24 protein-coding genes and 2 pseudogenes are annotated in these 26,032 nt (G+C 58.9%); 11 read left to right on the plus strand and 15 right to left on the minus strand.

The genetic code is table 11. The annotated features are described in order from the left end of the window. Positions 1-28: 28 nt before the first annotated feature. The gene (locus tag VD17_RS18355) at positions 29-1,840 is read right to left on the minus strand and encodes a monovalent cation:proton antiporter-2 (CPA2) family protein (protein ID WP_046055029.1); all 1,812 of its coding nucleotides are present in this window, start codon (positions 1,838-1,840) and stop codon (positions 29-31) included. A gap of 306 nt (positions 1,841-2,146) precedes the next feature. On the opposite strand from VD17_RS18355, the gene VD17_RS18360 reads away from it, so the two are divergent. Then, entirely contained in the window at positions 2,147-3,052 is a 906-nt protein-coding gene (locus VD17_RS18360; protein ID WP_046055030.1) for a LysR family transcriptional regulator, read from the plus strand. Here the strand turns inward: VD17_RS18360 and VD17_RS18365 are convergent. Both VD17_RS18365 and VD17_RS18370 read right to left on the minus strand, forming a co-directional pair. Then, positions 3,042-3,818 carry a substrate-binding domain-containing protein gene (locus VD17_RS18365; protein ID WP_046055080.1) on the minus strand — a complete coding sequence of 259 codons (777 nt, stop codon included), beginning with the start codon at positions 3,816-3,818 and terminating at the stop codon, positions 3,042-3,044. The two genes, VD17_RS18360 and VD17_RS18365, sit on opposite strands and share 11 nt — an antisense overlap. 21 nt (positions 3,819-3,839) lie before the next feature. Then, positions 3,840-5,144 (minus strand): MFS transporter, encoded by a 1,305-nt coding sequence (locus VD17_RS18370; protein WP_046055031.1) that lies wholly within the window; start codon positions 5,142-5,144, stop codon positions 3,840-3,842. A 211-nt stretch (positions 5,145-5,355) separates the two neighbouring features. Here VD17_RS18370 and VD17_RS18375 point away from each other — a divergent pair, with 211 nt between their 5' ends. After that, a complete protein-coding gene (locus VD17_RS18375; RefSeq protein ID WP_046055032.1) occupies positions 5,356-5,664 on the plus strand; it encodes an RcnB family protein in 309 nt (102 codons plus the stop codon). 12 nt (positions 5,665-5,676) lie between these two features. Here the strand turns inward: VD17_RS18375 and VD17_RS18380 are convergent, their stop codons facing one another. Then, positions 5,677-6,750: a sensor domain-containing diguanylate cyclase gene (locus VD17_RS18380; RefSeq protein WP_046055033.1), complete on the minus strand. Its 1,074-nt coding sequence runs from the start codon at positions 6,748-6,750 to the stop codon at positions 5,677-5,679. 185 nt (positions 6,751-6,935) lie between these two features. Between VD17_RS18380 and VD17_RS18385 the strand changes: the two genes are divergently transcribed. Then, positions 6,936-7,274 (plus strand): FKBP-type peptidyl-prolyl cis-trans isomerase, encoded by a 339-nt coding sequence (locus VD17_RS18385; protein ID WP_046055034.1) that lies wholly within the window; start codon positions 6,936-6,938, stop codon positions 7,272-7,274. A gap of 106 nt (positions 7,275-7,380) precedes the next feature. Here VD17_RS18385 and VD17_RS18390 read toward each other — a convergent pair whose 3' ends face one another. From VD17_RS18390 to VD17_RS18400, 3 genes and pseudogenes are all read right to left on the minus strand, one after another. Then, positions 7,381-7,620: a pyocin S6 family toxin immunity protein gene (locus VD17_RS18390; protein WP_046055035.1), complete on the minus strand. Its 240-nt coding sequence runs from the start codon at positions 7,618-7,620 to the stop codon at positions 7,381-7,383. Positions 7,621-7,635: 15 nt separating this feature from the next. After that, positions 7,636-8,857 (minus strand): annotated as a pseudogene (locus VD17_RS18395) (colicin E3/pyocin S6 family cytotoxin). Positions 8,858-8,979: 122 nt separating this feature from the next. Continuing rightward, the gene (locus VD17_RS18400) at positions 8,980-10,011 is read right to left on the minus strand and encodes a D-cysteine desulfhydrase family protein (protein ID WP_046055036.1); all 1,032 of its coding nucleotides are present in this window, start codon (positions 10,009-10,011) and stop codon (positions 8,980-8,982) included. Between the two features lie 138 nt (positions 10,012-10,149). Here VD17_RS18400 and VD17_RS18405 point away from each other — a divergent pair, with 138 nt between their 5' ends. The 3 genes from VD17_RS18405 (at position 10,150) to dmeF (ending at position 12,356) form a co-directional block, all read left to right on the plus strand. After that, on the plus strand, positions 10,150-11,031 hold the full coding sequence (locus VD17_RS18405) for a LysR substrate-binding domain-containing protein (protein WP_046055037.1): 882 nt from the start codon (positions 10,150-10,152) through the stop codon (positions 11,029-11,031). A gap of 116 nt (positions 11,032-11,147) precedes the next feature. Beyond that, complete coding sequence (locus tag VD17_RS18410; RefSeq protein ID WP_046055038.1) at positions 11,148-11,423, plus strand: metal/formaldehyde-sensitive transcriptional repressor; 276 nt, start codon at positions 11,148-11,150, stop codon at positions 11,421-11,423. A 12-nt stretch (positions 11,424-11,435) separates the two neighbouring features. Then, positions 11,436-12,356: a CDF family Co(II)/Ni(II) efflux transporter DmeF gene (dmeF, locus tag VD17_RS18415; RefSeq protein ID WP_033054492.1), complete on the plus strand. Its 921-nt coding sequence runs from the start codon at positions 11,436-11,438 to the stop codon at positions 12,354-12,356. Positions 12,357-12,363: 7 nt separating this feature from the next. Here the strand turns inward: dmeF and VD17_RS32665 are convergent. Both VD17_RS32665 and VD17_RS18420 read right to left on the minus strand, forming a co-directional pair. After that, positions 12,364-12,510 (minus strand): annotated as a pseudogene (locus VD17_RS32665) (cytochrome P450); the annotation flags it as partial. 138 nt (positions 12,511-12,648) lie between these two features. After that, positions 12,649-13,257 carry a LysE family translocator gene (locus tag VD17_RS18420; RefSeq protein WP_046055039.1) on the minus strand — a complete coding sequence of 203 codons (609 nt, stop codon included), beginning with the start codon at positions 13,255-13,257 and terminating at the stop codon, positions 12,649-12,651. A gap of 105 nt (positions 13,258-13,362) precedes the next feature. Here VD17_RS18420 and VD17_RS18425 point away from each other — a divergent pair, with 105 nt between their 5' ends. After that, entirely contained in the window at positions 13,363-14,268 is a 906-nt protein-coding gene (locus VD17_RS18425; RefSeq protein ID WP_046055040.1) for a LysR substrate-binding domain-containing protein, read from the plus strand. Positions 14,269-14,504: 236 nt separating this feature from the next. Then, positions 14,505-15,419 carry a hypothetical protein gene (locus VD17_RS18430; RefSeq protein ID WP_046055041.1) on the plus strand — a complete coding sequence of 305 codons (915 nt, stop codon included), beginning with the start codon at positions 14,505-14,507 and terminating at the stop codon, positions 15,417-15,419. Positions 15,420-15,491: 72 nt separating this feature from the next. Here the strand turns inward: VD17_RS18430 and VD17_RS18435 are convergent, their stop codons facing one another. From VD17_RS18435 to VD17_RS18455, 5 genes are all read right to left on the minus strand, one after another. Next, complete coding sequence (locus tag VD17_RS18435) at positions 15,492-16,511, minus strand: branched-chain amino acid aminotransferase (RefSeq protein WP_033054494.1); 1,020 nt, start codon at positions 16,509-16,511, stop codon at positions 15,492-15,494. Positions 16,512-16,764: 253 nt separating this feature from the next. After that, positions 16,765-18,150: a dihydrolipoyl dehydrogenase gene (gene lpdA / locus VD17_RS18440; RefSeq protein ID WP_046055042.1), complete on the minus strand. Its 1,386-nt coding sequence runs from the start codon at positions 18,148-18,150 to the stop codon at positions 16,765-16,767. A 3-nt stretch (positions 18,151-18,153) separates the two neighbouring features. After that, positions 18,154-19,425, minus strand: coding sequence for a dihydrolipoamide acetyltransferase family protein (locus VD17_RS18445; RefSeq protein ID WP_046055043.1), 1,272 nt, complete (start codon positions 19,423-19,425; stop codon positions 18,154-18,156). Next, a complete protein-coding gene (locus VD17_RS18450; protein WP_046055044.1) occupies positions 19,426-20,484 on the minus strand; it encodes an alpha-ketoacid dehydrogenase subunit beta in 1,059 nt (352 codons plus the stop codon). Between the two features lies 1 nt (position 20,485). Further along, positions 20,486-21,721 (minus strand): 3-methyl-2-oxobutanoate dehydrogenase (2-methylpropanoyl-transferring) subunit alpha, encoded by a 1,236-nt coding sequence (locus VD17_RS18455; RefSeq protein ID WP_046048921.1) that lies wholly within the window; start codon positions 21,719-21,721, stop codon positions 20,486-20,488. 185 nt (positions 21,722-21,906) lie between these two features. Between VD17_RS18455 and bkdR the strand changes: the two genes are divergently transcribed. Beyond that, positions 21,907-22,395, plus strand: a complete 489-nt coding sequence (bkdR, locus tag VD17_RS18460; RefSeq protein ID WP_033054503.1) for a Bkd operon transcriptional regulator BkdR — start codon at positions 21,907-21,909, stop codon at positions 22,393-22,395. A 209-nt stretch (positions 22,396-22,604) separates the two neighbouring features. Here the strand turns inward: bkdR and VD17_RS18465 are convergent, their stop codons facing one another. Next, on the minus strand, positions 22,605-23,468 hold the full coding sequence (locus tag VD17_RS18465) for an MBL fold metallo-hydrolase (protein WP_046055045.1): 864 nt from the start codon (positions 23,466-23,468) through the stop codon (positions 22,605-22,607). Positions 23,469-23,628: 160 nt separating this feature from the next. Between VD17_RS18465 and VD17_RS18470 the strand changes: the two genes are divergently transcribed. Together VD17_RS18470 and VD17_RS18475 are read left to right on the plus strand one after the other, a co-directional pair. Then, complete coding sequence (locus VD17_RS18470) at positions 23,629-24,435, plus strand: sulfite exporter TauE/SafE family protein (RefSeq protein WP_046055046.1); 807 nt, start codon at positions 23,629-23,631, stop codon at positions 24,433-24,435. 209 nt (positions 24,436-24,644) lie between these two features. Next, positions 24,645-25,829 (plus strand): porin, encoded by a 1,185-nt coding sequence (locus VD17_RS18475; RefSeq protein ID WP_046055047.1) that lies wholly within the window; start codon positions 24,645-24,647, stop codon positions 25,827-25,829. Positions 25,830-26,032 lie beyond the last annotated feature (203 nt).

Below are 26,032 nucleotides of genomic sequence, written 5' to 3' on the forward strand. Positions count from 1 at the left end.
ACCGGTCTCTACAGTGAGGGGCTGGATCTCAAGCCTTACCCGATTCCTGCTCCCCCAACTGATCCGACTCAAACAACCTCGCCAGTTCCGCCCGGGCTTCCTGTGCCGTCTGCAATACCTTCGCCGCATCGTCATAAATCGCATGCTGGGCCTCCAGCACCTGCTCGTCGTGATGCTTGAAACGCTTGATCCGCGCATCGGCCTGGGCCTGGGTCAAACCCAGACCGACCAGGGTGCGCCGGCTCATTTCCAGACTCGAATAATAGGTTTCCCGAATGGCCTCGGCGCCAAGGTCCACCAATCGATGCACATGCTGACGGTTACGCGCCCGGGCGATGATTTTGATGTGCGGATAGAGTTTTTGCACCAGTTCGGCGGTCTTGATGTTGGTGTCCGGGTCGTCGGTGGCGATGACAAAGTATTCCGCCTGCTCGACCTTGGCCGCACTGAGGATTTCCGGGCGCATCGGGTCGCCGTAGAACACCGGCACACCGCCGAAGCTGCGCGACAGTTCGATGGTTTCCACCGAGGTGTCGAGGGCGACGAACTTGATGTTTTGCGCACGCAAAATCCGCGCAACGATCTGCCCCATACGGCCCATGCCGGCGATCACCACGCGCGGCGTGTCGGTATGGATCTCGCGGAATTTCTCCGGTACCACCACCGGCTGAACCTTGGGGCTGACCAGTCGTGCGCACACCAGCAACAGCAGCGGCGTTACCGCCATGGACAAGGTGATGGTCAGCACCAGCAAGTCGTACAGGTGCGGCTCGAACAATCCCTGGTCGCGGCCGATCTTGAACACCACAAACGCAAATTCACCACCGGCCGCCAGCACGATGCCGAGGCGAATCGCACTGACCTTGCCCAAGCCACCGGCCAGCCGACCGACGACAAACAGCAGCGGCAATTTGATTGCGATCAGCAACAAGGTCAGGCCCAGCACCACGATCGGCGCGCTCAGGAGCAGACTCAGATTGGCGCCCATGCCGACACTGATGAAAAACAGCCCCAGCAGCAATCCCTTGAACGGCTCGATTTGCGCTTCCAGTTCGTGACGGTATTCGGAGTCCGCCAGCAGCAACCCGGCGAGGAACGCCCCCAGCGCCATGGACACGCCGGCCAGGTCCATCAGCCACGCCGTGCCGATCACCACCAGCAACGCAGTGGCGGTCGAGACTTCCGGCAAACCGGTCTTGGCCACCACACGGAACACTGGGCGCAGCAGATACCGCCCACCGATCACCACCACCGCGATGCTGCCCAGCACGCGCAAGCCGTGATTGAAGCCTTCGCCAGCGCTGCTGGTGTGATCGCCGCCCGCCAGCAACGGCACCATGGCGATCAACGGGATGGCGGCGATGTCCTGGAACAATAGAATTGCGAACGCCAACCGACCGTGGGGGCTGGTCAGTTCCTTGCGCTCGGCCAGGCTTTGCAAACCGAACGCGGTGGAGGACAGCGCCAGGCCCAAGCCCAGCACGATCGCGCTGTTCAACGGTTGGCCGAACGCGAACAACGCCAGTACACCAATCACCGAGCCCGTCAGCAGCACTTGCGCCAGGCCGACGCCGAACACTGATTTGCGCATCACCCACAAACGTCGCGGCGACAGTTCAAGGCCAATGATGAACAGCAGCAACACCACCCCGAGTTCGGAAATGTGGGCGACGCTTTGCGGATTGCCGATCAAGCCCAGTACCGACGGCCCGATAATCACGCCGGCAAACAGATAACCCAGCACCGCCCCCAGTTGCAGGCGTTTGGCCAAGGGAACGGTGAGCACCGCCGCGAACAGAAACACGACAGCGGCTTGCAACAGGTTGCCTTCATGGGGCATGGCAAAAACTCCATTCACTCGGTACGGCTGGGGTGACAAGGATAAAGGGTGATGCTTGATGCGTCAGCCTGAACATAAAGCCTTGTCGACTGACACACTGCAATCGCGAGCAAGCTCGCTCCCACATTTGTTCGTGGCGTGCAGAGATATTGTGTCCACTGGAGATCCACTGTGGGAGCGAGCTTGCTCCGGGCGGCGTTCCGACGATGGCGGCCTTGCGGGCGACATAGATTTCGTTACATGTCGCATCAATTGGTTACATTCATAGGATAAGCTGATCAATCTGTCTGTTCCCGAGTACGCACCATGGCCATCAACTTCGACCTTAACGACCTGCAAGCCTTTCGCGCCGTGGTGGAGCAGGGCAGCTTTCGCAAGGCGGCCGACGCGGTGCGCATTTCCCAACCGGCGTTGAGCCGGCGCATCGAAAAACTCGAAGACGCCCTCGGCGTAAGGTTGTTCGAGCGCACCACTCGCAAGGTCAGCCTGACCCAGGCCGGACGCGGCTTTATGCCGAGCGTCGAGCGCCTGTTGGACGACCTGGACGTGGCGTTATTGGGTATCAGCGAAGTCGCCTCGACCCGCCTCGGTCATGTCACCGTCGCCTGCGTACCTTCAGCGGCTTACTACTTCATGCCGCGAGTGATCGCCCACTACCACCGGCAGTTTCCACGGATCAAGGTCAAGGTGCTCGATTCAAGCGCCCATGAGGTGCTCAGTGCGGTGGTCAACGGCGAGGCGGATTTCGGCCTGAGTTTCATGGGCACCCTGGAGGCGGAAGTGGAGTTCGAGCCGCTGGTGCAGGAGGGTTATGTGGTGGCGTGCCGACGCGATCATCCGTTGGCCGGGCGCAGCAGCGTGACGTGGGATGAGTTTTATCAGCAGGACTACATCTCGCTGGACAAGACGTCCGGCAATCGCTTTCTGCTGGATCAGGCGCTCACGGGCATCGTGCCGCAGCGGCCGAGTATCTGCGAAACCCGGCATGTGACGACGATGATTGGTTTGGTCGAAGCGGGGTTGGGTGTGGCAGCGGTGCCGTTGATGGCGATGCCGGCGGCAGATCACCCGATCCTGACACGGGTGCCGCTGACCGATCCGCAGGTGATGCGCAGTGTCGGTTTGATCAAGCGCCGGGGTCGTACCTTGACCCCGGCGGCACTGGAACTCGAACGGCTGGTGGTGGAAATGAAAGTCCAGGTCAGCGAGTGACCGAGTCCAGCCCGGTGGCTTTCACATCCGGTTGAGCGGCGGTCGAGGCCAGGTAATCCAGCAGTGCCTTGGCTTGCGCCGGGTGTTGTGCCCCCACCGGAATACCGGCGGCGAAACGTGTCACTGACTGCACCGACTCTGGAATCTTCGCCACAAAACTCACGCCCGGCACCGGCAGCAACTCGCTGACCTGCTGAAAGCCCAGTTGATAGTCACCGGTGGCAACCACCGAGCCCACCGGGGTTTTCGGGACCATCGTCGACTTGGGTTTGAGCTGGTCTTCGATGCCCAGCCGTTTGAACAGTTGCTCCTCGATGTACACGCCACTGGCGCTGTCGGAATAGGCCACGGACTTCGCGTCGAGCAAGGTCTTTTTCAGACCGTCGACTGAGCTGATGTCCGGCTTCGGCGCGCCTTCACGTACCACCAGACCGATCCGCGAGTCAGCCAGCTCTACCCGTGAGGCGGGATCGACTTTGCCTTGCTTGATCAGGTCATCGAGGGCGTAGCCGACCATGATCACCACGTCGGCTTTTTCACCGCGAGCCAGACGATTGGGAATCGCTTCCGGCGCCTTGCCCATCGAGGGGCCGAGGGCGGTGTCCAGTGTGTTGCCCGTGGAGGCGGCGAATTTCGGGCCGAGGATTTTATAGGCGGCGGTGAAACCGCCGGAGGTCATCACGCGGATCTCTTCGGCCTGGGCGATGGTGCTCAGACCCAGGCTGGCCAGCAAAGTCAGGGCGGCAAAATTGAATAGCTTCTTCATGGTCATGTGCTCTCAAAGGGTTCAGGACATCGCCGGTTGCAGGCGACCGGTCGAACGGCGATAGAGATACAGCGTCGCGCACAGGGCGCAGAGCGCGGCAAAACTCATCCAGTAGCCGGGCGCAGCCTTGTCGCCGGTGTACTGGATCAGGAAGGTCGACATCGCCGGGGTGAAACCACCGAACACCGCCGTGGCCAGGCTGTAGGCCAGCGAGAACCCGGCGACCCGCACTTCGGCCGGCATGATTTCAGTCAGCGCGGCGATCATCGCGCCGTTGTACAAACCGTAAATGAACGACAACCACAGCAGCACCAACAGCATGTTGATGAAACTTGGCGCCTGCACCAGATACGTCAGCGCCGGATATGCCGTGGCCAGCGTCAGCAGGGCCATGGCAATCAGCACCGGACGACGGCCGATGCGGTCCGACAGTGCGCCGCCAATCGGCAGCCAGAAGAAATTCGAAACGCCCACCAGCAAAGTCACCAGCAGTGCATCAGACGTGCTCAGGTGCAGCACGGTCTTGCCGAAGGTCGGTGCGTACACGGTGATCAGGTAAAACGCGGTGGTGGTCAGGGCAACCATCATCATCCCGGCGAACACGATCACCCAGTTCTGCGCCAACGTGCGGAACACGTCGCCCATGCTCGGACGGTGTTTGCGCGCGGCGAATTCTTCGGTTTCCTCAAGGTTGCGGCGCAGGAAAAAAATGAACGGCACGATCATGCACCCGACGAAAAACGGAATTCGCCAGCCCCAGTCGGCAATCATCGTCGGCGCCATCCATTGGTTCAGGCCATAGCCCAACGCCGCCGCGACAATGATCGCCACTTGCTGGCTGGCCGACTGCCAACTGGTGAAGAAGCCTTTGTTGCCGGGCGTGGCGATTTCCGAGAGGTACACCGAGACGCCACCCATTTCTGCGCCGGCCGAGAAGCCTTGCAGCAAGCGGCCGATCAAGACGATGGCCGGGGCGAACAGCCCGATGGTTGCGTAACCGGGCACCAGCACAATCAAAATCGTGCCGCTGGCCATGATCGACAGGGTGACGATCAACCCTTTGCGCCGACCCACATCATCGATGTAGGCGCCCAGCACCACGGCGCCCAACGGACGCATCAGGAAGCCAGCGCCGAACACCGCGAAGGTCATCATCAGCGAGGCGAACTCGCTGCTGGCCGGGAAGAACACGGCAGCGATCTGCGTGGCGTAAAAGCCGAAAAGGAAGAAGTCGAATTGTTCGAGGAAGTTGCCCGAGGTGACCCGGAAAATCGCACTGGCCCGGGAGCGACCGGAAGTCGCGGGCCGTTGGGTTGATGCTGTCATAGACGTGTACTCCACCGCTTTTATGACGTGCACCGCCTGGACGCGGCGCACGGTTCTTATTGGGGCGGATAGTGGAGCAGGGTGATCGATATGTTAATTGCATTGTTGGCATGCATTGATGTGTAAAACGGATCAATGTAGCCCGCAAGGAATGATTCGCTGCCTGTGCAGTCGGAGTTCTGGTACCGCGACATCACAAGAGGATCACCCCATGAACAGCAAATCCCTCATCGCCGCCTTGGCCATTGCCGCCGGCGTTGCCGCTATCAGTCCCATTGTTCAAGCGGATGACCCACCGCAAAAAACCGTCCAGCCGGGGGTTAACAACTCCCGCCAACTGGTGAAGGGGGATCGTGCCCCCGACGTTTACCAGCGCAGCGAAAAGGCCTTGAGCAACTGGAAGCAGAAAGGCCTGAAAGCGCCGAAGGCTCAGGCGCAGTGGGTGCAGATCAACGACAAGTACATGATGGTGATGATTACCAACGGGACGATTATTGATATCACGCCAGTGGAGCGTTAAACCGTCGAAGGGCTATTCGCTGTGAGCGCGTACGGTGCTTTCAGTGCCCAACCGATACTGATTATTCCCACTGCGCTTCGCCTCATACATCGCCAGATCCGCAATATGAATCAACCGGTCCATGCTCGGCGCATGGTCCGGGAACACCGCGACCCCCAGGCTGGTGCCGATGTGGCGTTGATCATTGCCGATGGTCACCGGTGGCGACAGTTCGACGAAGATTTTCTGGCAGATGCTGCGGGCTTCGTCTTGCAGGCTGTTGCCTTGGGGCAGGCCTTGAAGGATGACCACAAACTCGTCGCCACCGATCCGGGCGACGGTATCGGTTGAACGCAGGATTTTCTTCAGGCGGGTGGCGGTGGTGATCAGTACCCGGTCACCGGCGGCATGGCCGTAATGGTCGTTGATAGCCTTGAAACCATTGAGGTCGACAAATACCAGCGCAACCCTCGTGGCGCTGATGCGCGCCTGTTCCAGTGCTTCGGACAGACGCTCCTCGAGCACCAGACGATTGGGCAGACCGGTCAGCGGGTCGAAGTGGGCCAGGTGTTGCAGGTAGCTGGCGGAGGCTTTTTCCTCAGTGATATCGCGTACTACGCCCATCATCTTGATCGTTGCATCGTGGTCGTTCTTGACCACATTGCCGGTTTCCCGAAGCCAGCGGATCGTGCCGTCGGGCCAGACCACCCGGTATTCCTCGTCATGGTTGTCGCCGGTTTTCAGGCAACGCAATTCCCCGGCCCGGACCTGGGCCCGGTCGTCCGGGTGAACACATGAGCAAAACAGCGCGTAGGAGGGCGTTACTTCGTCGATCCTGAAGCCAAACATGCCGTAGATCGCGTCCGACCAGTAGAGCTTGTCGGTGTCGACATCCCAGTCCCACGTGCCGATGCGGGCGAAGTACTGGCTGCGCTTGAAGCGTTCGGCGTCGCCGTCCTGGCGGATGTTTTGTCCGTCAGTCAGGTTGGTGATCAGCACGCGATACTCGGCCAGCTGCTTTCGCAGCGAGCGCTCGCGACAGATCAACGCGACGATCAGGGCTAGCATCATTGAGCCGATGGCGGCGCTGGTCCAGACGAAACTCATTCAGGGGTTGCCATCATGGCGTGTTGATCCGTACGGGTAGGTGTTGCTTATCTTAGTTCACGGTCACTGCGGGAAACAGGTTTAAACCCCTCGCCAGGTGATCGGAATGGTTGCCAATCGACTGCAAATCTGGGAAAACGGCGCCCATTAAGCCTTCCGGGCAAACGAACACACGAGTGCATGCAATGAATGATGAGCTTCAGGTAATCGACATCCAGGTGGGCGACGGCAAAGTTGCCGTCAAAGGCGCGCTGATCACCACGCAGTACCGTGGCTGGCTGGAAGATGGGACTGAATTCGATTCTTCCTACAGCCGGGGTAAACCTTTCCAGTGCGTGATTGGCACGGGTCGGGTGATCAAGGGGTGGGATCAGGGGATTATGGGGATGCAGGTCGGCGGCAAGCGCAAGTTGCTGGTGCCGGCGCATCTGGCCTACGGTGAACGGACCATGGGCAAGATCACGCCGAATTCGAACCTGATGTTCGAGATTGAACTGCTGGAAGTGCTGACGCGCGATGAGTGATTGTTGTCTTGGGTTTGAAGGTCAAAAGATCGCAGCGTGCGATCTTTTGATGTTGATTTGGCAAGTTGATTGAACGCCTCGATACCATCAAGCGTGCCTGCCGTATTTACTCCCGCACCCCTATGAAGAGGTCCAGTTCAGTCGGTAACTGCTCATTGAGAGCTATAGCGATTTGTTGGACTTGTTCGCTGGTCAGTAGCCATTCCCCATCCGCGCTTTCATCAAGACTTTTCCAACCTAGAACATCCATTACCGCGACTTCAAACTCAGGTCGAACTGTAAGATCGTATTTTAAGGAGTCGTCCTCGTTACTATCTTTTAAAAATCCACTAATCCATAAAAACATAAATAGCCTCTTAATTTACTTCTCGGTGGTTCTGCCGGGGGTTGCGGGGTCTATCTGTTCACCTGTTTCGTGGTTGAACTCGCCAAGATGCTTACCTTGCTTGTCATAGATCTCTATTGCGCCGGTCTTGCTGTCCCATTCATATATTCGCCCCTTTCGGTCTTTCCACCGACTGCGCTTACCCCCGCCGCCCTGAACACTGCTTCTTGATTTAACAGGAAGGGCACCAGGGAATGCAGGTAATGCCCGTGGCGGCCTGTGGTACTTTATATCACCGTTACCAGCAGGTCTTGAAACCACAACATACAGCGGCTGCACACCGGAATCAGCCGGAAAAACAAGGATGAAGTCCTTGTACTCAGGCGGGTAAATCGGGTTGACGATGATGTTGTCTGCCTGGTCGGTAGGCGGATAAATCCAGATGTGCGGGGCTTGTGGGGCACCTTCTAGCGGTGGAATTCCCAAAGTGTTCGACGGGTCAACGGCTGGCGTCCATATCAGCGTTGTCCCATTGCCGAAGTCAGCCACGTGCTGAGTGCCTTGAACTACAAACTGCACTACAGGAATCATTTCCCAATCGCTGCGTTTCTGGGTGTTGTATCCGTATCCCTTGAATGTGCCATCGGCCTGTTGTTCGACATGCAGTCGGACACGTGTACGGCCTTCCTTGATCGACTGGAGCTTCTTCGGTGTACAGGGAGCTGTCCCCCAGATTCGACGGCCACAGTAGTGCAACCATTCCCGCCAATGCGCCTGCAACAACACCTCCCGTTACTACGCCTGCACCACCAACAGCACTTGTGCCGGTGCCCGCAGCACCAACCCCACCTAAGAGAAGCGTTCCTAATGCAGCAGGTAACGCGTTACCACTGATTTTTTTGAGAGGGATGTTTCCCGCTGCATCCCTTTCGCGACCACCCAGCAGGGAGAATTTTCCGTAATCGGCCAGTTTCTCTACAGGGACAAACCCGGCTGGGTTGTCGTGGTTGATTATGCCGTCGGGAAGGTTGCAGCTTTTGGCGAACACGCAACCCTTGGAGCCTGGAGGGTCCTGTTGTTGAGGTTGTCTGACGAAACGGTCTTCATATGCTTGTTGTCTGGCCAGCAAGTCGTCATATGTTTTTTGTCTGGCGTCCCGCTCTGCCAGTTCGGTGGCGTTCATGTAGCGGCTGGTGACGTGGTGCCCGTCGCCTGACGCTGGGTTGTGAATCCTGGGTATGCCTGTTTTGCGAGCCATGAGCGTCCTTGTTTCATCTTTTGAAAATGATGCGGACGCTATATCAAACGGTATTTGATAGATGTAGGACGGGTCTGAAACTCTATGAACTACTGGAAGAGCTGCCCCGCGACGATTAACCGCTAAGACTGAAAAGTCTCCCGGTAGGCATAAAGACCCGGTGTTCCACCGGTCATCACAAACAGCACATTGTCCCCGGAACGGAAGCGTCCTTGCCTGAGATCGGCCAACAGCCCGGCAAACGCTTTGCCGGAGTACACCGGGTCGATCAACAGGCCTTCGGCGCGAGCCATCAGGCGCACGGCTTCCTGCATGGCTGGCGTCGGCAGACCGTAACCGTCGCCCAACTGACTGCCGTCGATGGCGATCTCTTCAGCCTGCACATTGGCGCTACTGCCCAACAGTGCCAGTGCATCCTGGGTCAATTGCCGGGTTCTGGCCGCTGACGTGTCTCGATCGGACAAAACCGAATAGGATTTGACGATCGAGGTGCCTCGGCCCAGCAACTGAAAGCCCGCTGCGAGCCCGGCGTGGGTGCCGGCGCTGCCGTTGGGCACCACGACTTGATGGAAGGTGATGCCGAGTTCCGACTCCTGTTGCGCGATCTCCGCCGCGCAGCGCGCATAGCCGAGACTGCCCAGCGGCGTTGAGCCACCCGTGGGAATCACCAGCACGTTGCGCCCCGAATCCCGAAGTTGCGCGGCCCTTGTTTCGGCCACGGCGAGTGAGTCGCTGCCCCCGGCAAGTACCTGTAGCTGTGCGCCGAACAGCTGGTCGAGCAGGACGTTGCCGTTGAGTTCGTAATCCACATCAGTTTTGGGTACCGCGCGGGTCAGGACCAGTTCGCAGGCAAGGCTCAGGCGAGCACACACCGCGGCGGTCAGGCGCGCATGGTTGGACTGAAGGCCGCCGATGGTAATCACCGTGTCGACTCCGGCCGCCAATGCCGCACCGATATGGAATTCGAGTTTTCGCAGTTTGTTACCGCCACCGCCAATCAGCATATGATCGTCGCGCTTGAGAAACAGGCTGATTCCCAGCGACTTCAAACCCAGCAGTTGTTCGAGGCGTTCGGCGCGTTGAATGGGCGTGGGGCCTTGCAGAAGGTCTGCCCGCGCAAAAGAACTCAGTGACGTGTCCAGTAGGGTTTGCATCAATGGAGCCTCATTGTTCACTTTAATTAAGTGACTCTAAGGAGAAAGCCCTTCGTGATAAACGCATTGCCGGTTATTACTCCTTTAACCTGATGTACTTAATCAAGCGTTCCGTTCCTCCCTTCACAAGGCATAGTCATGAGCAAACTCAGGCAAATGGAAGTTTTCGTCGCCGTGGTCGAGGCCGGCAGTTTCGCCGATGCGGCCAGTGAAGTCGGGATGTCGGCGGTCATGGTTGGAAGGCATATCCAGAGCCTGGAGAAAACCCTCAACACCCAGCTCATTCAACGCACCACCCGACGCCAATCCATCACCGGGGAAGGGCGGTTGTTTTATGAAGAAGCCAAGCGGGCGCTGGAGCAGGTGAAGTACGCGTTCAGCCGGGTGGAGGCGTCGAGCCCGGAGCCCAGCGGACTGTTGCGAATCACCGCACCGATGACCCTCGGCGTGGCATTGGTCGGTCCTCTGGTGTCGGAGTTCATGCAGTGTTATCCGCAGATTCAGGTCGAGCTGATTCTGAGCAACGAAGTGGTGGACCTGTACGAGACGTCATTCGATCTGGCGTTCAGGATCTCCGAACTGATTGGCGTGAACCTGCTGGCCAAGCCATTGCCACCGTATCGAATGGTGATCTGCGCATCGCCCCGGTATCTGGAAAAATGGCAGGAACCCCAATCCCCCGAAGACCTGCACCGACACAGAATCCTCACCCACACGTCCTGGAACAACCGGTTTGCCTGGCCTTTGAAAAGCGGCGCCAGCGAGGTTCCCTGGCCTGAAGGGGCGGTGCTCAAAAGCAACGACGGCCAAGTGCTGCTGCAGGCGGCCGTGGCCGGAGAGGGGATTTTGATGCAGCCCGATTTCCTGGTGTCGGCCGCGTTGGCCAAAGGCGAACTCGTGCGGATCCTGGACGCCTATGCTCCGCCGCCCAAGCCGGTACAGATGGTGTATCCACGCTCGCGTAAATCACTGCCCAAGTTGAAAGCCTTTATCGATTTTGTTGCGCAGCGACTGGCATGACGGTTGCGGATGCGGATTTTTCAGCGGCGTTTCGATAGGCCCTCGCTGATTGTCGTCTTGCCAGTTCTACCGGGATCAGTGACTATGTGCGCCAGATAGGGGTAGGGGGTATAGGTATGGCGCACATCCACGAACACAAAGATGACTTGCTCAACCGGGTTCGGCGCATTTCAGGTCAGGTGCAGGCCATAGAGCGGGCGCTTGAGTCCGACGCCGATTGCGCCAAGACCTTGCATCTGGTTGCGGCTGTCAGGGGCGCGATTAACGGTTTGATGGATCAGTTCATCGACGCCCACGCCCGTGAGCACGTGGCACGTCCTGGCCTCAGCGACGAAGAGCGCGCCGAAGGCCTGGAAGAGTTGCTGCAAGCCATTCGCCGCTACTCGAAATAGAGATCCGGACACATGACACAAACGCCGCAAGCTTCGAATTTTTCTCACGACCACATGTTTCTCGCCGCCTCCCATGATGAAAACGCCCGCCGCACTTTGTGGGTGGTGGCGCTGACATTCGTCATGATGATTGGTGAGATTACTGCCGGTTACATCACCGGCTCCATGGCACTGCTGGCCGATGGTTTTCACATGGCGACCCATGCCGGTGCCTTGGGCATTGCGGCGGCGGCGTACGGTTTTGCCCGACGCAATGCCAACAATGCCCGTTACAGCTTCGGTACCGGCAAGGTCGGTGACCTGGCCGGTTTTGCCTCGGCCATGGTGTTGGGGCTGGTGTCGCTCGGTATCGCCGGTGAATCCATCTTGCGACTGTTTCAGCCGACCACCGTGGCCTTTTCGGAGGCGACGATGATTGCGGTGGTGGGGCTCGCGGTAAACATCGTCAGTGCGTTTTTGCTGGCGGGCAATCACGGGCATCACGGCCATGATCATGGCCACGGGCATCATCACCATCACGACAACAACCTGCGTTCAGCTTATGTCCACGTGCTCGCCGACGCCTTGACTTCGGTGCTGGCCATCGCCGCCTTGCTGGCCGGCCGTTACCTCGGCTGGGTCTGGCTGGACCCGGTGATGGGCATCGTCGGCGCCATTGTCATCGCCAAGTGGGCCTATGGCCTGATGCGCACCAGTGCTGCGGTGCTGCTCGACACCACCGATGAGCACGTGGCCGCTGAAATTCGTGAACTGCTGGAGTCGTCGGGTGACGTGCACATCAGCGACCTTCACGTCTGGCAGGTCGGGCCTGAGGCGCGGGCAGCGATTGTCAGCGTAGTGGCGGCAGCGGGAGTGAGTGCCGACAACGTTCGCGAACGTCTGGCGCCGGTTCATGAGTTGTCTCACTTGACCGTCGAGTATCGCAACGCTTGATGTCTCTTCAGGGGCAGTCGCTGAAGAGCGGAAGGCGGCCGTTGAGGGAAGGGCGGTAGTGCCATTCCATTTGGTCTAGCGCAGGTTTCATTGCCAGAATCTCCCTCAACGTGGCGCTGGCAATACTCAACGCTAACAACTGTCCCGGGCATTGCATTGCCGATCAACCCGGCGGTGGCTTCATAGGTCTGGGAACTCAGCAGCCGGTTTGCCGTTGAACTGCCGGTTCAGGTATCGGCAGCACAACCCGCTCCACCGAGACCAGACGCCGCGCGATCGTCAGTTCTGCGCCTTAGCGACTGGCCGAGGCCATCAGCACGCCGAAACCGGCGAATGTCACGCCCGAGACTTTCGCCGCCAGCCAGGAACCCTTCGGGCTGGACAACCAGCCTTTGGCAGCATTGGCGAGTAAGGCATAGCTGCCATGCACCAGAATCACCAGTACGGCGTAGGAGGTCACCAACTTGAAGAACTGGGTGGAGAAGTGCGCCGAGGTGTCGATGAATTGCGGGAACACCGCCAGAAAGAAAAACACAGCCTTGGGGTTCAAAAACTGGAGCGAAGCCGCTTCAAGGAAGCGGTAGCCCGGGCTTGAGGGGCGTGTTTCAAGCAACGAGCTGAAACGATCCGAACGCCAGCTTTTGTAACCCAGGTACAACAAATAGGCAGCCCCGGCATATTTCAATGCGGTGAAGGCGTTCGCGGAGGTGCTGAGGATCAGGCCGACACTGGTGGCGCTGATGGCGGCGACGATAAACGCCCCCGACGCGATCCCCAAAATGCCCGGCACGGCCCCCGTCCAGCCGTGGCGCACCGCGTTGGACAGGGTCAGGATCACGCCAGGCCCTGGACTCAAAATGGTCAGGGTGGCGAAAAGTAGAAAGAGTCCATAGCTGTTCATGTCTTGCTCCGTCAGGTGGCGCAGGCTGCGTGCGGGCAGATTGGCGTGGCGACGTGGGCGTGACAAACGCTTTAATTGCGCTGCATATGTGACTAAATTAGACGCATGATAAATCCACTACCGCCGCTTAATGCTGTTCGCGCCTTCGCCGTTGCTGCTCGCCATCAGAGTTTCAGCCTGGCGGCCGAAGAGCTGCATGTCAGTCACAGTGCCGTCAGCCGGCATATCAAATTGCTTGAGGAACACCTGGGCGTGCTGCTGTTCGAGCGGCGTGTCCGTCAATCGGTGCTGACGCCGGCCGGTCAGCGTTTTTATGAGCAGGTCAGTGCCGGGCTGGCGCAGATCGCCAACGCCGCCGCTGCGCTCAAGCAACATGCCTCGTTGCCGACCGTGAAGATCAATGTCCGTCCATCCTTTGCGATGCTTTGGCTAGCGCCCAGACTGGAGGATTTCATTGCGCAGCACCCGGACATCAAACCGCAAGTGATTACCCAAACCCAGGCACCCGATCATGCACGCGACGGGTTCGACATTGTCATTCGCCGTGGTCGTGACGACTGGGCACCGGCGATTGAGGCGCGAGCCCTTTTCGAAGACGAACTGTTGCTGGTCGCGGCACCTTCGCTGATCGAACGCCTGGCCCTTGAAGACCTCGCGTCCCTGAGCCGGCACACGTTACTGACCGCCAAGGCGCGTCGTGAAGACTGGCACAATTGGGCCCTGCACTTTGGGCAAGGCCAGTCAGCCACTCAGGTCACCCGGCAGTTTGATCACATGCACCTGGTGCTTGAGGCCGCGGTGGAAGGACAGGGCATTGCCTTGTGCCCGACCTCTTTGCTGGGCACCCACCTCTCAAGCGGTCGCCTGATTTGCCCGTTGCCCGAATTGCGGATGCCGTTGCCGCGTTATTACTACGGTATTGCGCCGGACGTGACGGCGCAGACACGGGTGTTTGTGGAGTGGTTGTTTGCCCGCATTGCTCAGGATGAGCACACACCAGCAGGTTGTTAGCAAGGCGGACTTCACCCATTGGAGGGTGTTGTGTCAGACTCCTTGCTAAATGGCCATATGCTATGCAGGTTCGGTGGGTCAATTTCAGGAGCGCGGGATATCAGCTTTTATATCGGACATCACGTGTTTGATTTTTTAAATATCCTGACTTCGTTAGATGACCGGCAATTCAACACCCGAGAAATATGAATATGAGAGTGTTTTTTTTAGGGTGGAAAGCTCGATATGAGCAGATTATGATCGATGGTCTTGCTGAAAAGCATGATGTTCATAAATTCCACATTCCGGCTTACGCCAAAAGAATCAACCGTATTCTAAGATCACTTCAAAAAAAAATCCCGCTCAATATGTCAACTTCCTGGCTCGGGAAGTGGGTCAATGCGCGTAAATCTATAAGTGCCCAAGACATACTGATTTGTAACGAGGGGCAAGCTACGCGCGGATTGAACCCTAGTGTTATCAGCACTTTCAAAGGTGTAAAGGTCCTGCTGATCAGAGATCTGGTGGATGCGGCCTTTGTAGATGAAATGAGAAAGCTTTTCGACAAAATCTACAGCTTCGACCCGGTCCAGTGCCGTTTATTGGGTATCGACTACCTGGAGCAGTTCTTTCCTTTCAATGCAGAAGCAGCAAGAAAGCTGAATACAAAAAGGCTGGAGCCTACCCGCCATCTCACTTGTTTTTTTCTTGGCAGGGATAAAGGTCGCGCTCACCTGATAGAAAGTATTGCTAATGATCTTGAGAGCTTGGGTTGTAGCATTAAATTTCTAATCGTGAAGGATGAATCATCCGTCTCACTATCGAAATATCACACTGATTCAATATTGCCGTATGAAGAAAACCTTCAGAAGGTAATTGATGCTGACGTGCTGATAGAGATCAACCAACCAGGGCAATCTGGCCTCACGCTTCGAGCCTTAGAGGCTGCATTTTTTGACAAGAAACTAATTACTACCAACAAAGCCGTCAAGGATTTGTACTTTTATGATCCTAGTCGCTTCTATATTTTTGAAGAGTTCGACAAGGAGGCTATTTCTCGGTTTTTAGCTTCACCCTCAAAGCCGATTGACGTAGAAGCCCTGAAAAAACATTGCCCAGAAACCATGCTTGAACGCATACGAGAACAGCAAGGTTGCAGCAGGTGCAATTAACGCAATAAAAAACCCACCCATCGCCAAAGCGATGGGTGGGTTGTGTGCAGCTTGGGCTCAGGCCCCGTCAAATCAAACCTTGACGATCCAACCCGCTGGCGCCTCGATGTCGCCGGTCTGTACACCGGTCAGCTCTTTGTAGAGCTTCTGGGTGACCGGGCCGACGTCGGTTTCGCTGTGGAACACGTGCAGGTGGTCGTTGTAGCTGATGCCGCCGATCGGTGTGATCACCGCAGCAGTACCGCAAGCGCCGGCTTCCTTGAAGTCGGACAGCTTGTCGATGAACACGTCGCCTTCGATCACTTCCAGGCCCAGACGCGATTTTGCCAGCTCGATCAACGACAGACGGGTGATGCCCGGCAGGACCGACGGCGAGTTCGGGGTCACGAACTTGTTGTCGTGGGTGATCCCGAAGAAGTTGGCCGAGCCGACTTCTTCGATTTTGGTGTGGGTCATCGGGTCCAGGTAGATGCAGTCGGCGAAGTGGGCTTTCTTGGCCTGGGAACCTGGCATCAGGCTGGCCGCGTAGTTACCACCGACCTTGGCTGCACCGGTGCCTTGTGGGGCGGCGCGGTCGTAGCTGGAGATCAGGAAGTTGTGCGGGGTCAGGCCGCCCTTGAAGTAGGCACCGACCGGAATGGCGAAGATCGAGAAGATGAACTCGGGGGCGGTACGCACGCCGATGTTGTCACCCACGCCGATCACGAACGGACGCAGGTACAGCGCGCCGCCGGTGCCGTAAGGCGGGATGAAACGCTCGTTGGCGCGGACCACTTCCTTGCAGGCTTCGACGAACTGCTCGGTGGACACCTGTGGCATCAGCAGGCGTGCGCAGCTGCGTTGCATGCGTGCGGCGTTCTGGTCCGGGCGGAACAGGTTGATCGAACCGTCCTTGCAACGATAGGCCTTCAGCCCTTCGAAGCATTGCTGGCCATAGTGAAGGGCAGTGGAACCTTCGCTGATGTGCAGCACATTGTCTTCGGTCAGGGTGCCTTTGTCCCACTCGCCATTACGCCAGTGCGACAGATAGCGCTTGTCTGTCTTGATGTAGTCAAAACCCAACTTGTCCCAATTGATGCTTTCGTTACCCATGACACCCTCTATCACTTAACAACCGCCGAAACGGTTCAAGGCTTCTGACGTTTTTCTGGATGGGGACAACAATACTTCATTCCGGGCCTAAATCGCAGCCCGGACTATCGGCTGATTGGCAGATAAATCGTGTTGACCTTGAGAATTCGCGAGCAGGCTCGCTCCTACAATGGATTTGTGAACGACACAGATCAAAGGTGGGAGCGAGCTTGCTCGCGATGAGGCCATCACGAACCCTGCCAATCGATCTGAATCACATATGCAGAGCATGCCCCAGCGCACGCATTGCCGCTTCCTGCACCGCCTCGCCCAGCGTCGGATGCGCGTGGATCGTGCCGGCAATGTCTTCCAGCCGCGCGCCCATTTCCAGGCTCTGACCGAACGCCGTCGACAATTCCGACACGCCCACACCGACCGCCTGCCAGCCGACAATCACATGATTGTCACGCCGTGCCACGACCCGCACGAAGCCGCTTTTCGATTCCAGCGTCATCGCCCGGCCATTGGCCGCAAACGGGAAGCTGGAAACGATGCAGTCCAGACCAGCCGCCTTGACCTCGTCCGGGGTCTTGCCGACGACCACCAGTTCCGGGTCGGTAAAGCACACGGCGGCGATGGCAGTCGGGTTGAACTCGCGGGATTTACCGCTGATCAGTTCGGCAACCATCTCGCCCTGAGCCATGGCCCGGTGCGCGAGCATCGGTTCGCCGCTGACGTCGCCGATGGCGTACACGTTGCGCATGCTGGTCTGGCAGCGGTTGTCGATCTTGATCGCCGAGCCGTTCATGTCCAGGTTTAAACCTTCGAGGTTCCAGCCTTGAGTGTTCGGTTTGCGGCCAACGGCCACCAGCACCTGATCGGTTTCCAGGTTCAGGCTGTCACCGTTCGGGTCAAGAACTTGCAGTGTATTGCTAACAGAATCAAAGCCTTGGACGCTGTGCTTCAAGTAAAGCTTTATGCCGAGCTTTTTCAGTTCGTCATGCACAGGCTGCGTCAGTTCGGCGTCATAGGCCGGCAGGATGCGATCCTGGGCCTCGACCACGCTGACTTCGGCACCGAGCTTGCGATAGGCAATCCCCAGCTCCAGACCGATGTAACCGCCACCGACCACAATCAGCCGTTTCGGCACGGACGTCGGCGCCAGGGCTTCGGTGGAGGAGATGATCGGGCCGCCAATCGGCAGCATCGGCAGGTTCACGCTTTTCGAACCGGTGGCCAGCACCAGGTGCTCGCACTGAATGCGCGTGTCGCCGACTTCTACGGTTTTACCATCAATTACTTTCGCAAAGCCTTGAATAACCTGGATTTTGTTCTTTTTAAGCAGTGCCGAAACGCCGGTGGTCAGGCGATCAACGATGCCGTCCTTCCACTCGACACTCTTGCTGATATCGAGCGTCGGCGCCGACACGCTGATGCCCAGTGCCGAGTGCTGGCTGTGGTGCTGCGTCTGGTGAAACTGTTCGGCGACGTGGATCAACGCCTTGGAAGGGATGCAGCCTATGTTCAGGCAAGTACCGCCCAGTGATTCGCCTTCCACCAGAATGGTCGAGATGCCCAGCTGACCGGCGCGGATCGCCGTTACATAGCCGCCAGGGCCGCCGCCGATGATCAGCAGCGTAGTGTTCAAAGACTGTTGCATGCCTTACTCCACAAACAGGGTAGCGGGTTGTTCGAGCAAGCCACGGATGGCCTGGATGAATTGCGCCGCGTCCATGCCATCGACCACGCGGTGATCGAAGGAGCTGGAGAGGTTCATCATCTTGCGGATCACGATCTGGCCTTTGACGACCATCGGGCGTTCGACGATTTTGTTGACGCCGACAATCGCCACTTCCGGCAGGTTCAACACCGGGGTGCTGACGATACCGCCCAAAGCACCGAGGCTGGTCAGGGTGATGGTCGAACCGGACAACTCATCGCGGCTGGCCTTGCCAGTGCGCGCTGCGGTGGCCAGACGGGAGATCTCAGCGGCGCTGTCCCACAAGCTGCGGGTTTCGGCGTGACGGACCACCGGCACCATCAAACCGATGTCGGCTTGCGTGGCGACGCCGACATGCACCGCGCCAAGGCGCGTGATGACCTGGGCTTCGTCGTCGTAACGGGCGTTGATCTGCGGGAAGTCGCGCAGGGCGACGACCAATGCGCGGACCAGGAACGGCAGCAAGGTCAGCTTGCCGCGGGTCGCACCGTGTTTTTCGTTCAGATGAGCACGCAGTTCTTCCACGGCGGTGACGTCGATTTCCTCGACGTAACTGAAGTGAGCGGCGCGCTGAGTGGCGTCCTGCATGCGCTGGGCAATCTTGCGGCGCATGCCGATGACCGGGATTTGTTCTTCGTCGTTACGCTGGGCGTAAGCGGCGGCAGCGGTGGATTGCGGCTGCTGACCCTGGGCCAGATAGGCGTCGAGGTCTTCGTGCAACACCCGACCAGCAGGGCCGGTGCCACGCACCAGACGCAACTGGATGCCGAGGTCCAGCGCATGTTTGCGCACGGCCGGGGAGGCCAGCGGGCGCTCATCAGCCTCGCGAGCAACCATCGGGCCTTGGCATACGGCAGCTCGTGGCGCTGCAGCGGCAACCGGTTTGCTTTCAACAGAGGCTGCAGCTTTCGGTGCCGCAACCGGCGCTTCTTTAACAGGTGCAGGCTGAGCCGACTCTTTAACGTTGCCCGCGCCTTCGACTTCAATGCTGATCAGGATGCTGCCAACCGCCATGACTTCGCCGGGCACACCGCCCAGCGCAATCACTTTGCCGTTCACCGGCGACGGGATGTCGACCATCGCCTTGTCAGTCATGACATCGGCGAGTACCTGATCTTCGACGACCATGTCGCCGACTTTGACGTGCCAAACCGACAATTCAACTTCTGCAATGCCTTCACCAATGTCCGGCATTTTAATAACGTGCGTGCCCATTCAGACCTCCATAACCCGATGCAAAGCCGCGCCCACTCGGGACGGACCAGGGAAATACGCCCACTCTTGTGCGTGCGGGTAGGGAGTGTCCCAACCGGTGACGCGCTCGATAGGCGCTTCCAGGTAGTGGAAGCAGTGCTCTTGCACCAAGGCGACCAGTTCGGCACCGAAACCGCAGGTGCGGGTCGCCTCGTGAACGATCACGCAGCGGCCGGTTTTCTTCACCGACTTGACGATGGTCTCCAGGTCCAACGGCCACAGGCTGCGCAGGTCGATGACTTCAGCATCGATACCGGTTTCTTCAGCTGCCACTTGCGACACGTAAACGGTGGTGCCGTAAGTCAGGATGGTCACGTCCTTGCCCGGGCGGGTGATGGCGGCGACGTCCAGCGGCACGGTGTAGTAACCGTCCGGCACTTGCGCGGCCGGGTGTTTCGACCACGGGGTTACCGGACGTTCGTGGTGACCGTCGAACGGGCCGTTGTACAGGCGTTTTGGCTCGAGGAAGATCACCGGGTCATCGTTTTCGATGGAGGCGATCAGCAAGCCTTTGGCGTCGTAAGGGTTGGACGGCATGACCGTGCGCAAACCGCAGACCTGGGTGAACATCGCTTCGATGCTCTGGCTGTGCGTCTGGCCGCCGTAGATGCCGCCGCCGCAAGGCATGCGCAGGGTCATCGGTGCAGTGAACTCGCCGGCCGAGCGATAACGCAGGCGGGCGGCTTCGGAAATGATCTGGTCCGACGCCGGGTACACGTAATCGGCGAACTGGATCTCGGCCACTGGCCGCAGACCGTAGGCACCCATACCGACGGCGACGCCGACGATGCCGCTTTCGGAGATCGGCGCGTCGAACACCCGGGAGGTGCCGTACTTGGTCTGCAGGCCTTCGGTGCAACGGAACACGCCGCCGAAGTAGCCCACGTCCTGGCCGAACACCACGACGTTGTCGTCACGCTCAAGCATCACATCCATGGCCGAGCGCAGGGCCTGGATCATGGTCATGGTGGTCGTGGTCATGGCGGTTTCCAACTCGATTTTGTTGTTGTGATCGTTCATGTCAGATCCCCAACTCTTGACGCTGGCGCTTCAAGTGCTCCGGCATCTCTTTATAGACGTCTTCGAACATGGTCGCGGCGCTCGGAATCTGGCCGCCGGCGAGGGTGCCGTACTGTTCGGCTTCTTTTTGCGCGGCGATCACTTCGGCTTCCAGTTCGGCGCTGACGGCGACGTGCTCCTCTTCGGACCACTGACCGATTTTCACCAGGTGCTGCTTCAGGCGAGCAATCGGGTCGCCCAACGGGAAGTAGCTCCAGTCGTCGGCAGGACGGTATTTGGACGGATCATCAGAAGTGGAGTGCGGACCGGCGCGGTAGGTGACCCATTCGATCATGGTCGGACCGAGGTTGCGGCGCGCACGTTCGGCGGCCCAGGCAGAGGCGGCGTAGACCGCGACGAAATCGTTGCCATCGACCCGCAGGGAGGCAATCCCGCAACCGACGCCACGACCGGCGAACGTGGTGGCTTCACCACCGGCAATCGCCTGGAACGTGGAGATCGCCCACTGGTTGTTGACCACGTTGAGGATCACTGGCGCCCGGTAAACGTGGGCGAAGGTGAGGGCGGTGTGGAAGTCGGATTCAGCGGTAGCGCCGTCGCCGATCCAGGCCGAGGCGATTTTGGTGTCGCCCTTGATCGCCGAGGCCATGCCCCAGCCCACGCCTTGTACGAACTGAGTGGCGAGGTTGCCGGAAATGGTGAAGAAACCGAAGTCTTTGACCGAATACATGATCGGCAGCTGGCGGCCCTTGAGCGGATCGCGCTCGTTGGACAGCAGTTGGCAGATCAGGTCCACCAGCGGCACGTCTCGCGCCATCAGAATGCTTTGCTGGCGGTACGTCGGGAAGCACATGTCATCGACGTTCAGTGCCAGGGCCTGGCCGCTGCCGATGGCTTCTTCGCCAAGGCTCTGCATGTAGAACGACATTTTTTTCTGGCGCTGGGCGACCACCATGCGGTTGTCGTAGATCCGCGTCTTGAGCATGGCGCGCATGCCTTTACGCAGGATCTCGGCCGGTACGCCTTCAGCCCATGGGCCGAGGGCATTGCCCTCGTCATCGAGCACCCGAATCAGGCCCTTGGCCAGATCAGCGGTGTCGGCCGGTTCAACGTCGATTGGGGGTTTGCGCACCGTGCCGGCGTCGGTCAGACGCAGGTAGGAGAAGTCGGTTTTGCAGCCAGGACGGCCCGATGGTTCGGGAACGTGCAGTTGCAGCGGTTCGTACGCTTGGTTCATGGCTTCTACGCTCGATCTTGTGAATTTTTTGTAGTGAGCTGACCGTCATTCTTCGATGAAAGAAATCTTGTCCTACAACAATCATAGGCCGGGCCAAGAAGAATATTTCTCTCTGTTTCGTTGCGTTGGCGATCATTTGAGGATAAAAAATCTGCATAAACATAAAAAACAGGTGGTTTTGTCTCATGCGCAAACTGGACCGTACCGATATCGGCATTTTGAACAGCCTTCAGGAGAACGCGCGCATCACCAACGCCGACCTCGCACGCTCGGTCAACCTGTCGCCGACGCCGTGCTTCAACCGGGTCAAGGCGATGGAAGAACTGGGCCTGATTCGTGAGCAAGTGACGCTGCTGGATGCCGAGCTGCTGGGCCTGCATGTGAATGTGTTCATTCACGTGAGCCTGGAGAAGCAAGTGGAGGAGGCGTTGCAGCACTTCGAGGAAGCGATCTCGGATCGCCCGGAAGTGATGGAGTGCTATTTGATGGCCGGCGACCCGGACTATTTGATTCGCGTACTGGTGCCGACCATTCAGTCGCTGGAGCGCTTCATGATGGACTTCCTCACCAAAGTCCCCGGCGTGGCGAATATCCGCTCGAGCTTTGCGCTCAAGCAGGTGCGCTATAAAACCGCGCTGCCGTTGCCCGCCAACGGCCTGACCCTCAACAACTGAACGCAAAGTCTCTGTAGCAGCTGTCGAGCACCGCATTGTGGCGAGGGGATTTATCCCCGTTGGGTTGCGAAGCGGCCCCCAAACCTGACACTGCGGTGTGCCAGGAACACCGCATGCAATGGTTTACGACTGCTCCGCAGCCGAACGGGGATAAATCCCCTCGCCACAATGCGGTGCTCGACAGCTGCTACGGGTTACGTGTTCGATCGTTAGAGTTTATTCAGAGGGATTTTCAGATAGGTCACGCCATTGCCCTCGGCCGGCGGCATATTCCCCGCCCGCACATTCACCTGAATCGCCGGCAGCAACAGCGTCGGCATGCCCAACCCCGCATCGCGATGGGTGCGCATGGCGACGAACGCGGCTTCGTCGATACCGTCATGGATATGAATGTTGCTTTTGCGCTGCTCGCCCACCGTGCTCATGCACTGAGGTACGCGGCCTGCGGGCGGGTAATCGTGGCAGACATACAGTCGAACGCCGGCAGGGAAGGCCAGCAGTTTGCGAATCGAAGAAAACATCTGGTTGGCATTGCCGCCAGGAAAGTCGCAGCGCGCGGTGCCCACGTCCGGCATGAACAGGGTATCGCCCACCAGAATCACATCGCTGTCGATCAAATAGGCCATGTCCGCCGGGGTGTGGCCGGGCACATGCAGGGCCGTGGCTTTCAGATTGCCGATGCGAAACGATTCGTCCGGCGCGAACAGATGGTCGAACTGCGAACCGTCACTGCGAAATTCCGGCTCAAGGTTGAACAGGGTCTTGAACACGCCCTGAACCTTGCTGATGGATTCGCCGATAGCAATCTTGCCGCCCAGTTCCCGACGCAGATACGGTGCGGCGGACAGGTGATCGGCATGGGCGTGGGTTTCCAGCAGCCATTGCACCTGCAGCTGATGTTGGCGAACGAAGGCGATGATCTTGTCGGCCTGGACGGTGGCGGTTCGCCCGGCGGCGGGGTCGTAGTCGAGCACCGGGTCGACGATGGCGCAGTGCCCGCCATCGTGCTCGTAGATCACGTAGCTGTAGGTCGACGAGGCAGGGTCTAAAAAAGCTTCAATCAAGGCGGGCATGGTGGCCGTTTCTTTCTGGACAAGTCATGAGGGTAGTTTCATTCTCCCTGCGCTGACCAGCCCGCATCAATTCAATTAATGAAAAAAGCTGCGCGGGCTCTATCCTGTCAGTCATCGATACCGGGCGCTCCCGGCTTTTTTTGCAGATCACGAGTGTTTTATGTTGCTGGCGAGTTTTTTTGGCGTGGTGATGGGGTTGGTACTGGGTTTAACCGGCGCCGGTGGCGGAATTCTTGCGGTGCCTGCCTTGGTGCTGGGGCTGGGTTTGACCATGACCCAGGCTGCGCCGGTCGCGCTGTTCGCGGTAGGCAGTGCGGCGGCTGTCGGCGCCATTGACGGGTTGCGCCATGGCCTGGTGCGCTACCGCGCAGCGTTGCTGATCGCCCTGCTGGGGGCGGTTTTTTCGCCGGTCGGCATCTACTTCGCCCATCAGTTACCGGAAAAAATCCTGATGATCCTGTTCAGCCTGCTGATGGTCATGGTGGCCTGGCGGATGCTGCGACGTGAGCGCCGGGACGAAGGTCCAAGCGACCACGGCCACGCCAACTGGGGCCAGAAGAACTGCATGCTCGATCAGCAGACCGGGCGCTTTTCCTGGACCGCCAAGTGCACTGCGACCCTCGCGGCACTGGGCGCGGTGACCGGGGTGGTCTCCGGGTTGCTGGGGGTGGGCGGCGGCTTCCTGATCGTCCCGGCGTTCAAGCAGCTGACCGACGTACAGATGCGCGGAATCGTCGCCACTTCCTTGATGGTCATCAGCCTGATTTCCGCCATCGGCGTGATCGGCGCGTTTCAGGCCGGTGTGCGAGTCGACGGTCTGGGCGTGGCGTTTATCGTCGCGAGCATCGTCGGCATGATCATTGGCCGAAGACTTTGTGCGCGAGTACCGGCTCGGGGTTTGCAGATCGGCTTCGCCAGCATCTGTGTCGTGGTCGCCGCTTACATGCTGTTTAGAGCGGGCGTCTAGCAAGTACCGGTTCCTGTGGACGCCAGTGCGTTCCACAGGCGTACACCTTAAGTTCCGGGCCTCGTCGACGGGCGGTCTTACACCGAACTTGTCGCGCATTGCCTGCCACTCCAAAGCACTTCAAAACCGCCGCCAAGGCAGCGTATGACGCCGCCGGTCAGCTTTCGATAATCGCCTCCGACATCCAGTCCCCCGCTGCGGAGCGCGTCATGCACAACAATAAGAACATCAAGCATCGTTTCTTGCCTGCCTTCATCGCCAGCCTGTCGACCCTCGGTTTGAGCTCGATGGCCGAAGCCGAGATCGTGCTGTACGACAAGGACCAGACCACGTTTTCCACTGACGGCTACATCAACGCCTTCTATGTGAACAGCGATGTGGACCGTGCCGGCGACCAATTCGACCGGAAACAGGCGCGGGTCAAAATGGGTTTTCTGCCCAACTACCTGGGCTTCAACATGAGCAAGCAGGTCGATGACCTCAAGCTCGGCGCCCGGTCCTCCTTCTGGGTGACCATCAACGACAGCGAAACCAACGGCACCGACACCGCCATCGACGTGCGGCAGTTCTACGGCACGGTGGCCAACCCGGAGTGGGGCGAAGTGCTGATCGGCAAGGACTTCGGCCTGTTTGCCCGTTCCAACATCCTGCTGGATGAAATGCTCGCCGGTTACGGCCAGGTCAGCGATTCCCTGGGCCTGGTGGACGGTGGCGGGGTGTCGTTCGGCAACATCGGCACGGGTTATCCGTACCCGTTCCCGACGTCGCAGATTACCTATCGCACGCCGGTGATGGAGGGCTTGCGGGTGGCCGTGGGGATCATGGACCCGGTGGACACCAACGACAGCAGTCCATTGGGCAAGGCGTATCAGGAGAACCCGCGCACCGAGAGCGAGATCACCTATCAGTTCGACGTTGCCGGCGCGAAGATCTACAGCTGGGTCAACGGCAGCTACCAGACGTCGGACAATACCGATTCCACCGTCGCGTCCGTCACCTCCAAAGGCGTCGGCTATGGCGTGCAGGCGAAAATGGGCGGCTTGTCCCTCACCGGCTCCGGCTTCCAGGCCAAAGGCATCAACCCGTTCTTCACCAACAATGCCGGCGAACCGACCCTGCGCAACGTCGACAGTGACGGTTACCTGCTGCAGGGCTCCTACAAACTGGGCAAGAACCGGTTGGCCTTGTCTTACGGCAAGACCAACGACGACGGTAATGGCGTGGTCGGCAGCGGCGCGGACTATGAAACGCGCGGCATTGCGCTGTTCCATGACGTTAACGACAACCTCAAGCTGGTGGCCGAGTACAACCAGTTCGCAATCAACGGCCACGACACCAGCGACCAGAACGAAGACACCGACACCTTTGCTGTGGGGGCGGTACTGACCTGGTAACCGCTGACACAAATCCCTGTGGCGAGGGGACTTGTCCCCGTTGGGTCGCGAAGCGGCCCCCTTCGGTTGCGCATCGACCGCAGGGGCCTGCTGCGCAGTCCAACGGGGACAAGTCCCCTCGCCACAAAGCGGCGGTCACCAAGCCGCAATCCGTCCACTCTCATCCCATCGAAGCGGCTACCCGCTACCCAAGTAGCATACGT

Origin of the sequence: Pseudomonas fluorescens, assembly GCF_000968015.1 — a bacterium.
Taxonomy (GTDB): Bacteria; Pseudomonadota; Gammaproteobacteria; order Pseudomonadales; family Pseudomonadaceae; genus Aquipseudomonas; species Aquipseudomonas fluorescens_W.

Coding starts and splice junctions, on each gene's coding strand:
- VD17_RS18385 (WP_046055034.1), top strand. CDS start 6,936: ATGAATGATGAGCTTCAGGTAATCGACATCCAGGTGGGCGACGGCAAA.
- VD17_RS18390 (WP_046055035.1), bottom strand. CDS start 7,620: ATGTTTTTATGGATTAGTGGATTTTTAAAAGATAGTAACGAGGACGAC.
- VD17_RS18455 (WP_046048921.1), bottom strand. CDS start 21,721: ATGAACCAAGCGTACGAACCGCTGCAACTGCACGTTCCCGAACCATCG.
- VD17_RS18410 (WP_046055038.1), top strand. CDS start 11,148: ATGGCGCACATCCACGAACACAAAGATGACTTGCTCAACCGGGTTCGG.
- VD17_RS18370 (WP_046055031.1), bottom strand. CDS start 5,144: ATGACAGCATCAACCCAACGGCCCGCGACTTCCGGTCGCTCCCGGGCC.
- VD17_RS18430 (WP_046055041.1), top strand. CDS start 14,505: ATGATCGATGGTCTTGCTGAAAAGCATGATGTTCATAAATTCCACATT.
- VD17_RS18365 (WP_046055080.1), bottom strand. CDS start 3,818: ATGAAGAAGCTATTCAATTTTGCCGCCCTGACTTTGCTGGCCAGCCTG.
- bkdR (WP_033054503.1), top strand. CDS start 21,907: ATGCGCAAACTGGACCGTACCGATATCGGCATTTTGAACAGCCTTCAG.
- lpdA (WP_046055042.1), bottom strand. CDS start 18,150: ATGCAACAGTCTTTGAACACTACGCTGCTGATCATCGGCGGCGGCCCT.
- VD17_RS18445 (WP_046055043.1), bottom strand. CDS start 19,425: ATGGGCACGCACGTTATTAAAATGCCGGACATTGGTGAAGGCATTGCA.
- VD17_RS18450 (WP_046055044.1), bottom strand. CDS start 20,484: ATGAACGATCACAACAACAAAATCGAGTTGGAAACCGCCATGACCACG.
- VD17_RS18465 (WP_046055045.1), bottom strand. CDS start 23,468: ATGCCCGCCTTGATTGAAGCTTTTTTAGACCCTGCCTCGTCGACCTAC.
- VD17_RS18400 (WP_046055036.1), bottom strand. CDS start 10,011: ATGCAAACCCTACTGGACACGTCACTGAGTTCTTTTGCGCGGGCAGAC.
- VD17_RS18475 (WP_046055047.1), top strand. CDS start 24,645: ATGCACAACAATAAGAACATCAAGCATCGTTTCTTGCCTGCCTTCATC.
- dmeF (WP_033054492.1), top strand. CDS start 11,436: ATGACACAAACGCCGCAAGCTTCGAATTTTTCTCACGACCACATGTTT.
- VD17_RS18380 (WP_046055033.1), bottom strand. CDS start 6,750: ATGAGTTTCGTCTGGACCAGCGCCGCCATCGGCTCAATGATGCTAGCC.
- VD17_RS18435 (WP_033054494.1), bottom strand. CDS start 16,511: ATGGGTAACGAAAGCATCAATTGGGACAAGTTGGGTTTTGACTACATC.
- VD17_RS18425 (WP_046055040.1), top strand. CDS start 13,363: ATGATAAATCCACTACCGCCGCTTAATGCTGTTCGCGCCTTCGCCGTT.
- VD17_RS18375 (WP_046055032.1), top strand. CDS start 5,356: ATGAACAGCAAATCCCTCATCGCCGCCTTGGCCATTGCCGCCGGCGTT.
- VD17_RS18470 (WP_046055046.1), top strand. CDS start 23,629: ATGTTGCTGGCGAGTTTTTTTGGCGTGGTGATGGGGTTGGTACTGGGT.
- VD17_RS18355 (WP_046055029.1), bottom strand. CDS start 1,840: ATGCCCCATGAAGGCAACCTGTTGCAAGCCGCTGTCGTGTTTCTGTTC.
- VD17_RS18360 (WP_046055030.1), top strand. CDS start 2,147: ATGGCCATCAACTTCGACCTTAACGACCTGCAAGCCTTTCGCGCCGTG.
- VD17_RS18405 (WP_046055037.1), top strand. CDS start 10,150: ATGAGCAAACTCAGGCAAATGGAAGTTTTCGTCGCCGTGGTCGAGGCC.
- VD17_RS18420 (WP_046055039.1), bottom strand. CDS start 13,257: ATGAACAGCTATGGACTCTTTCTACTTTTCGCCACCCTGACCATTTTG.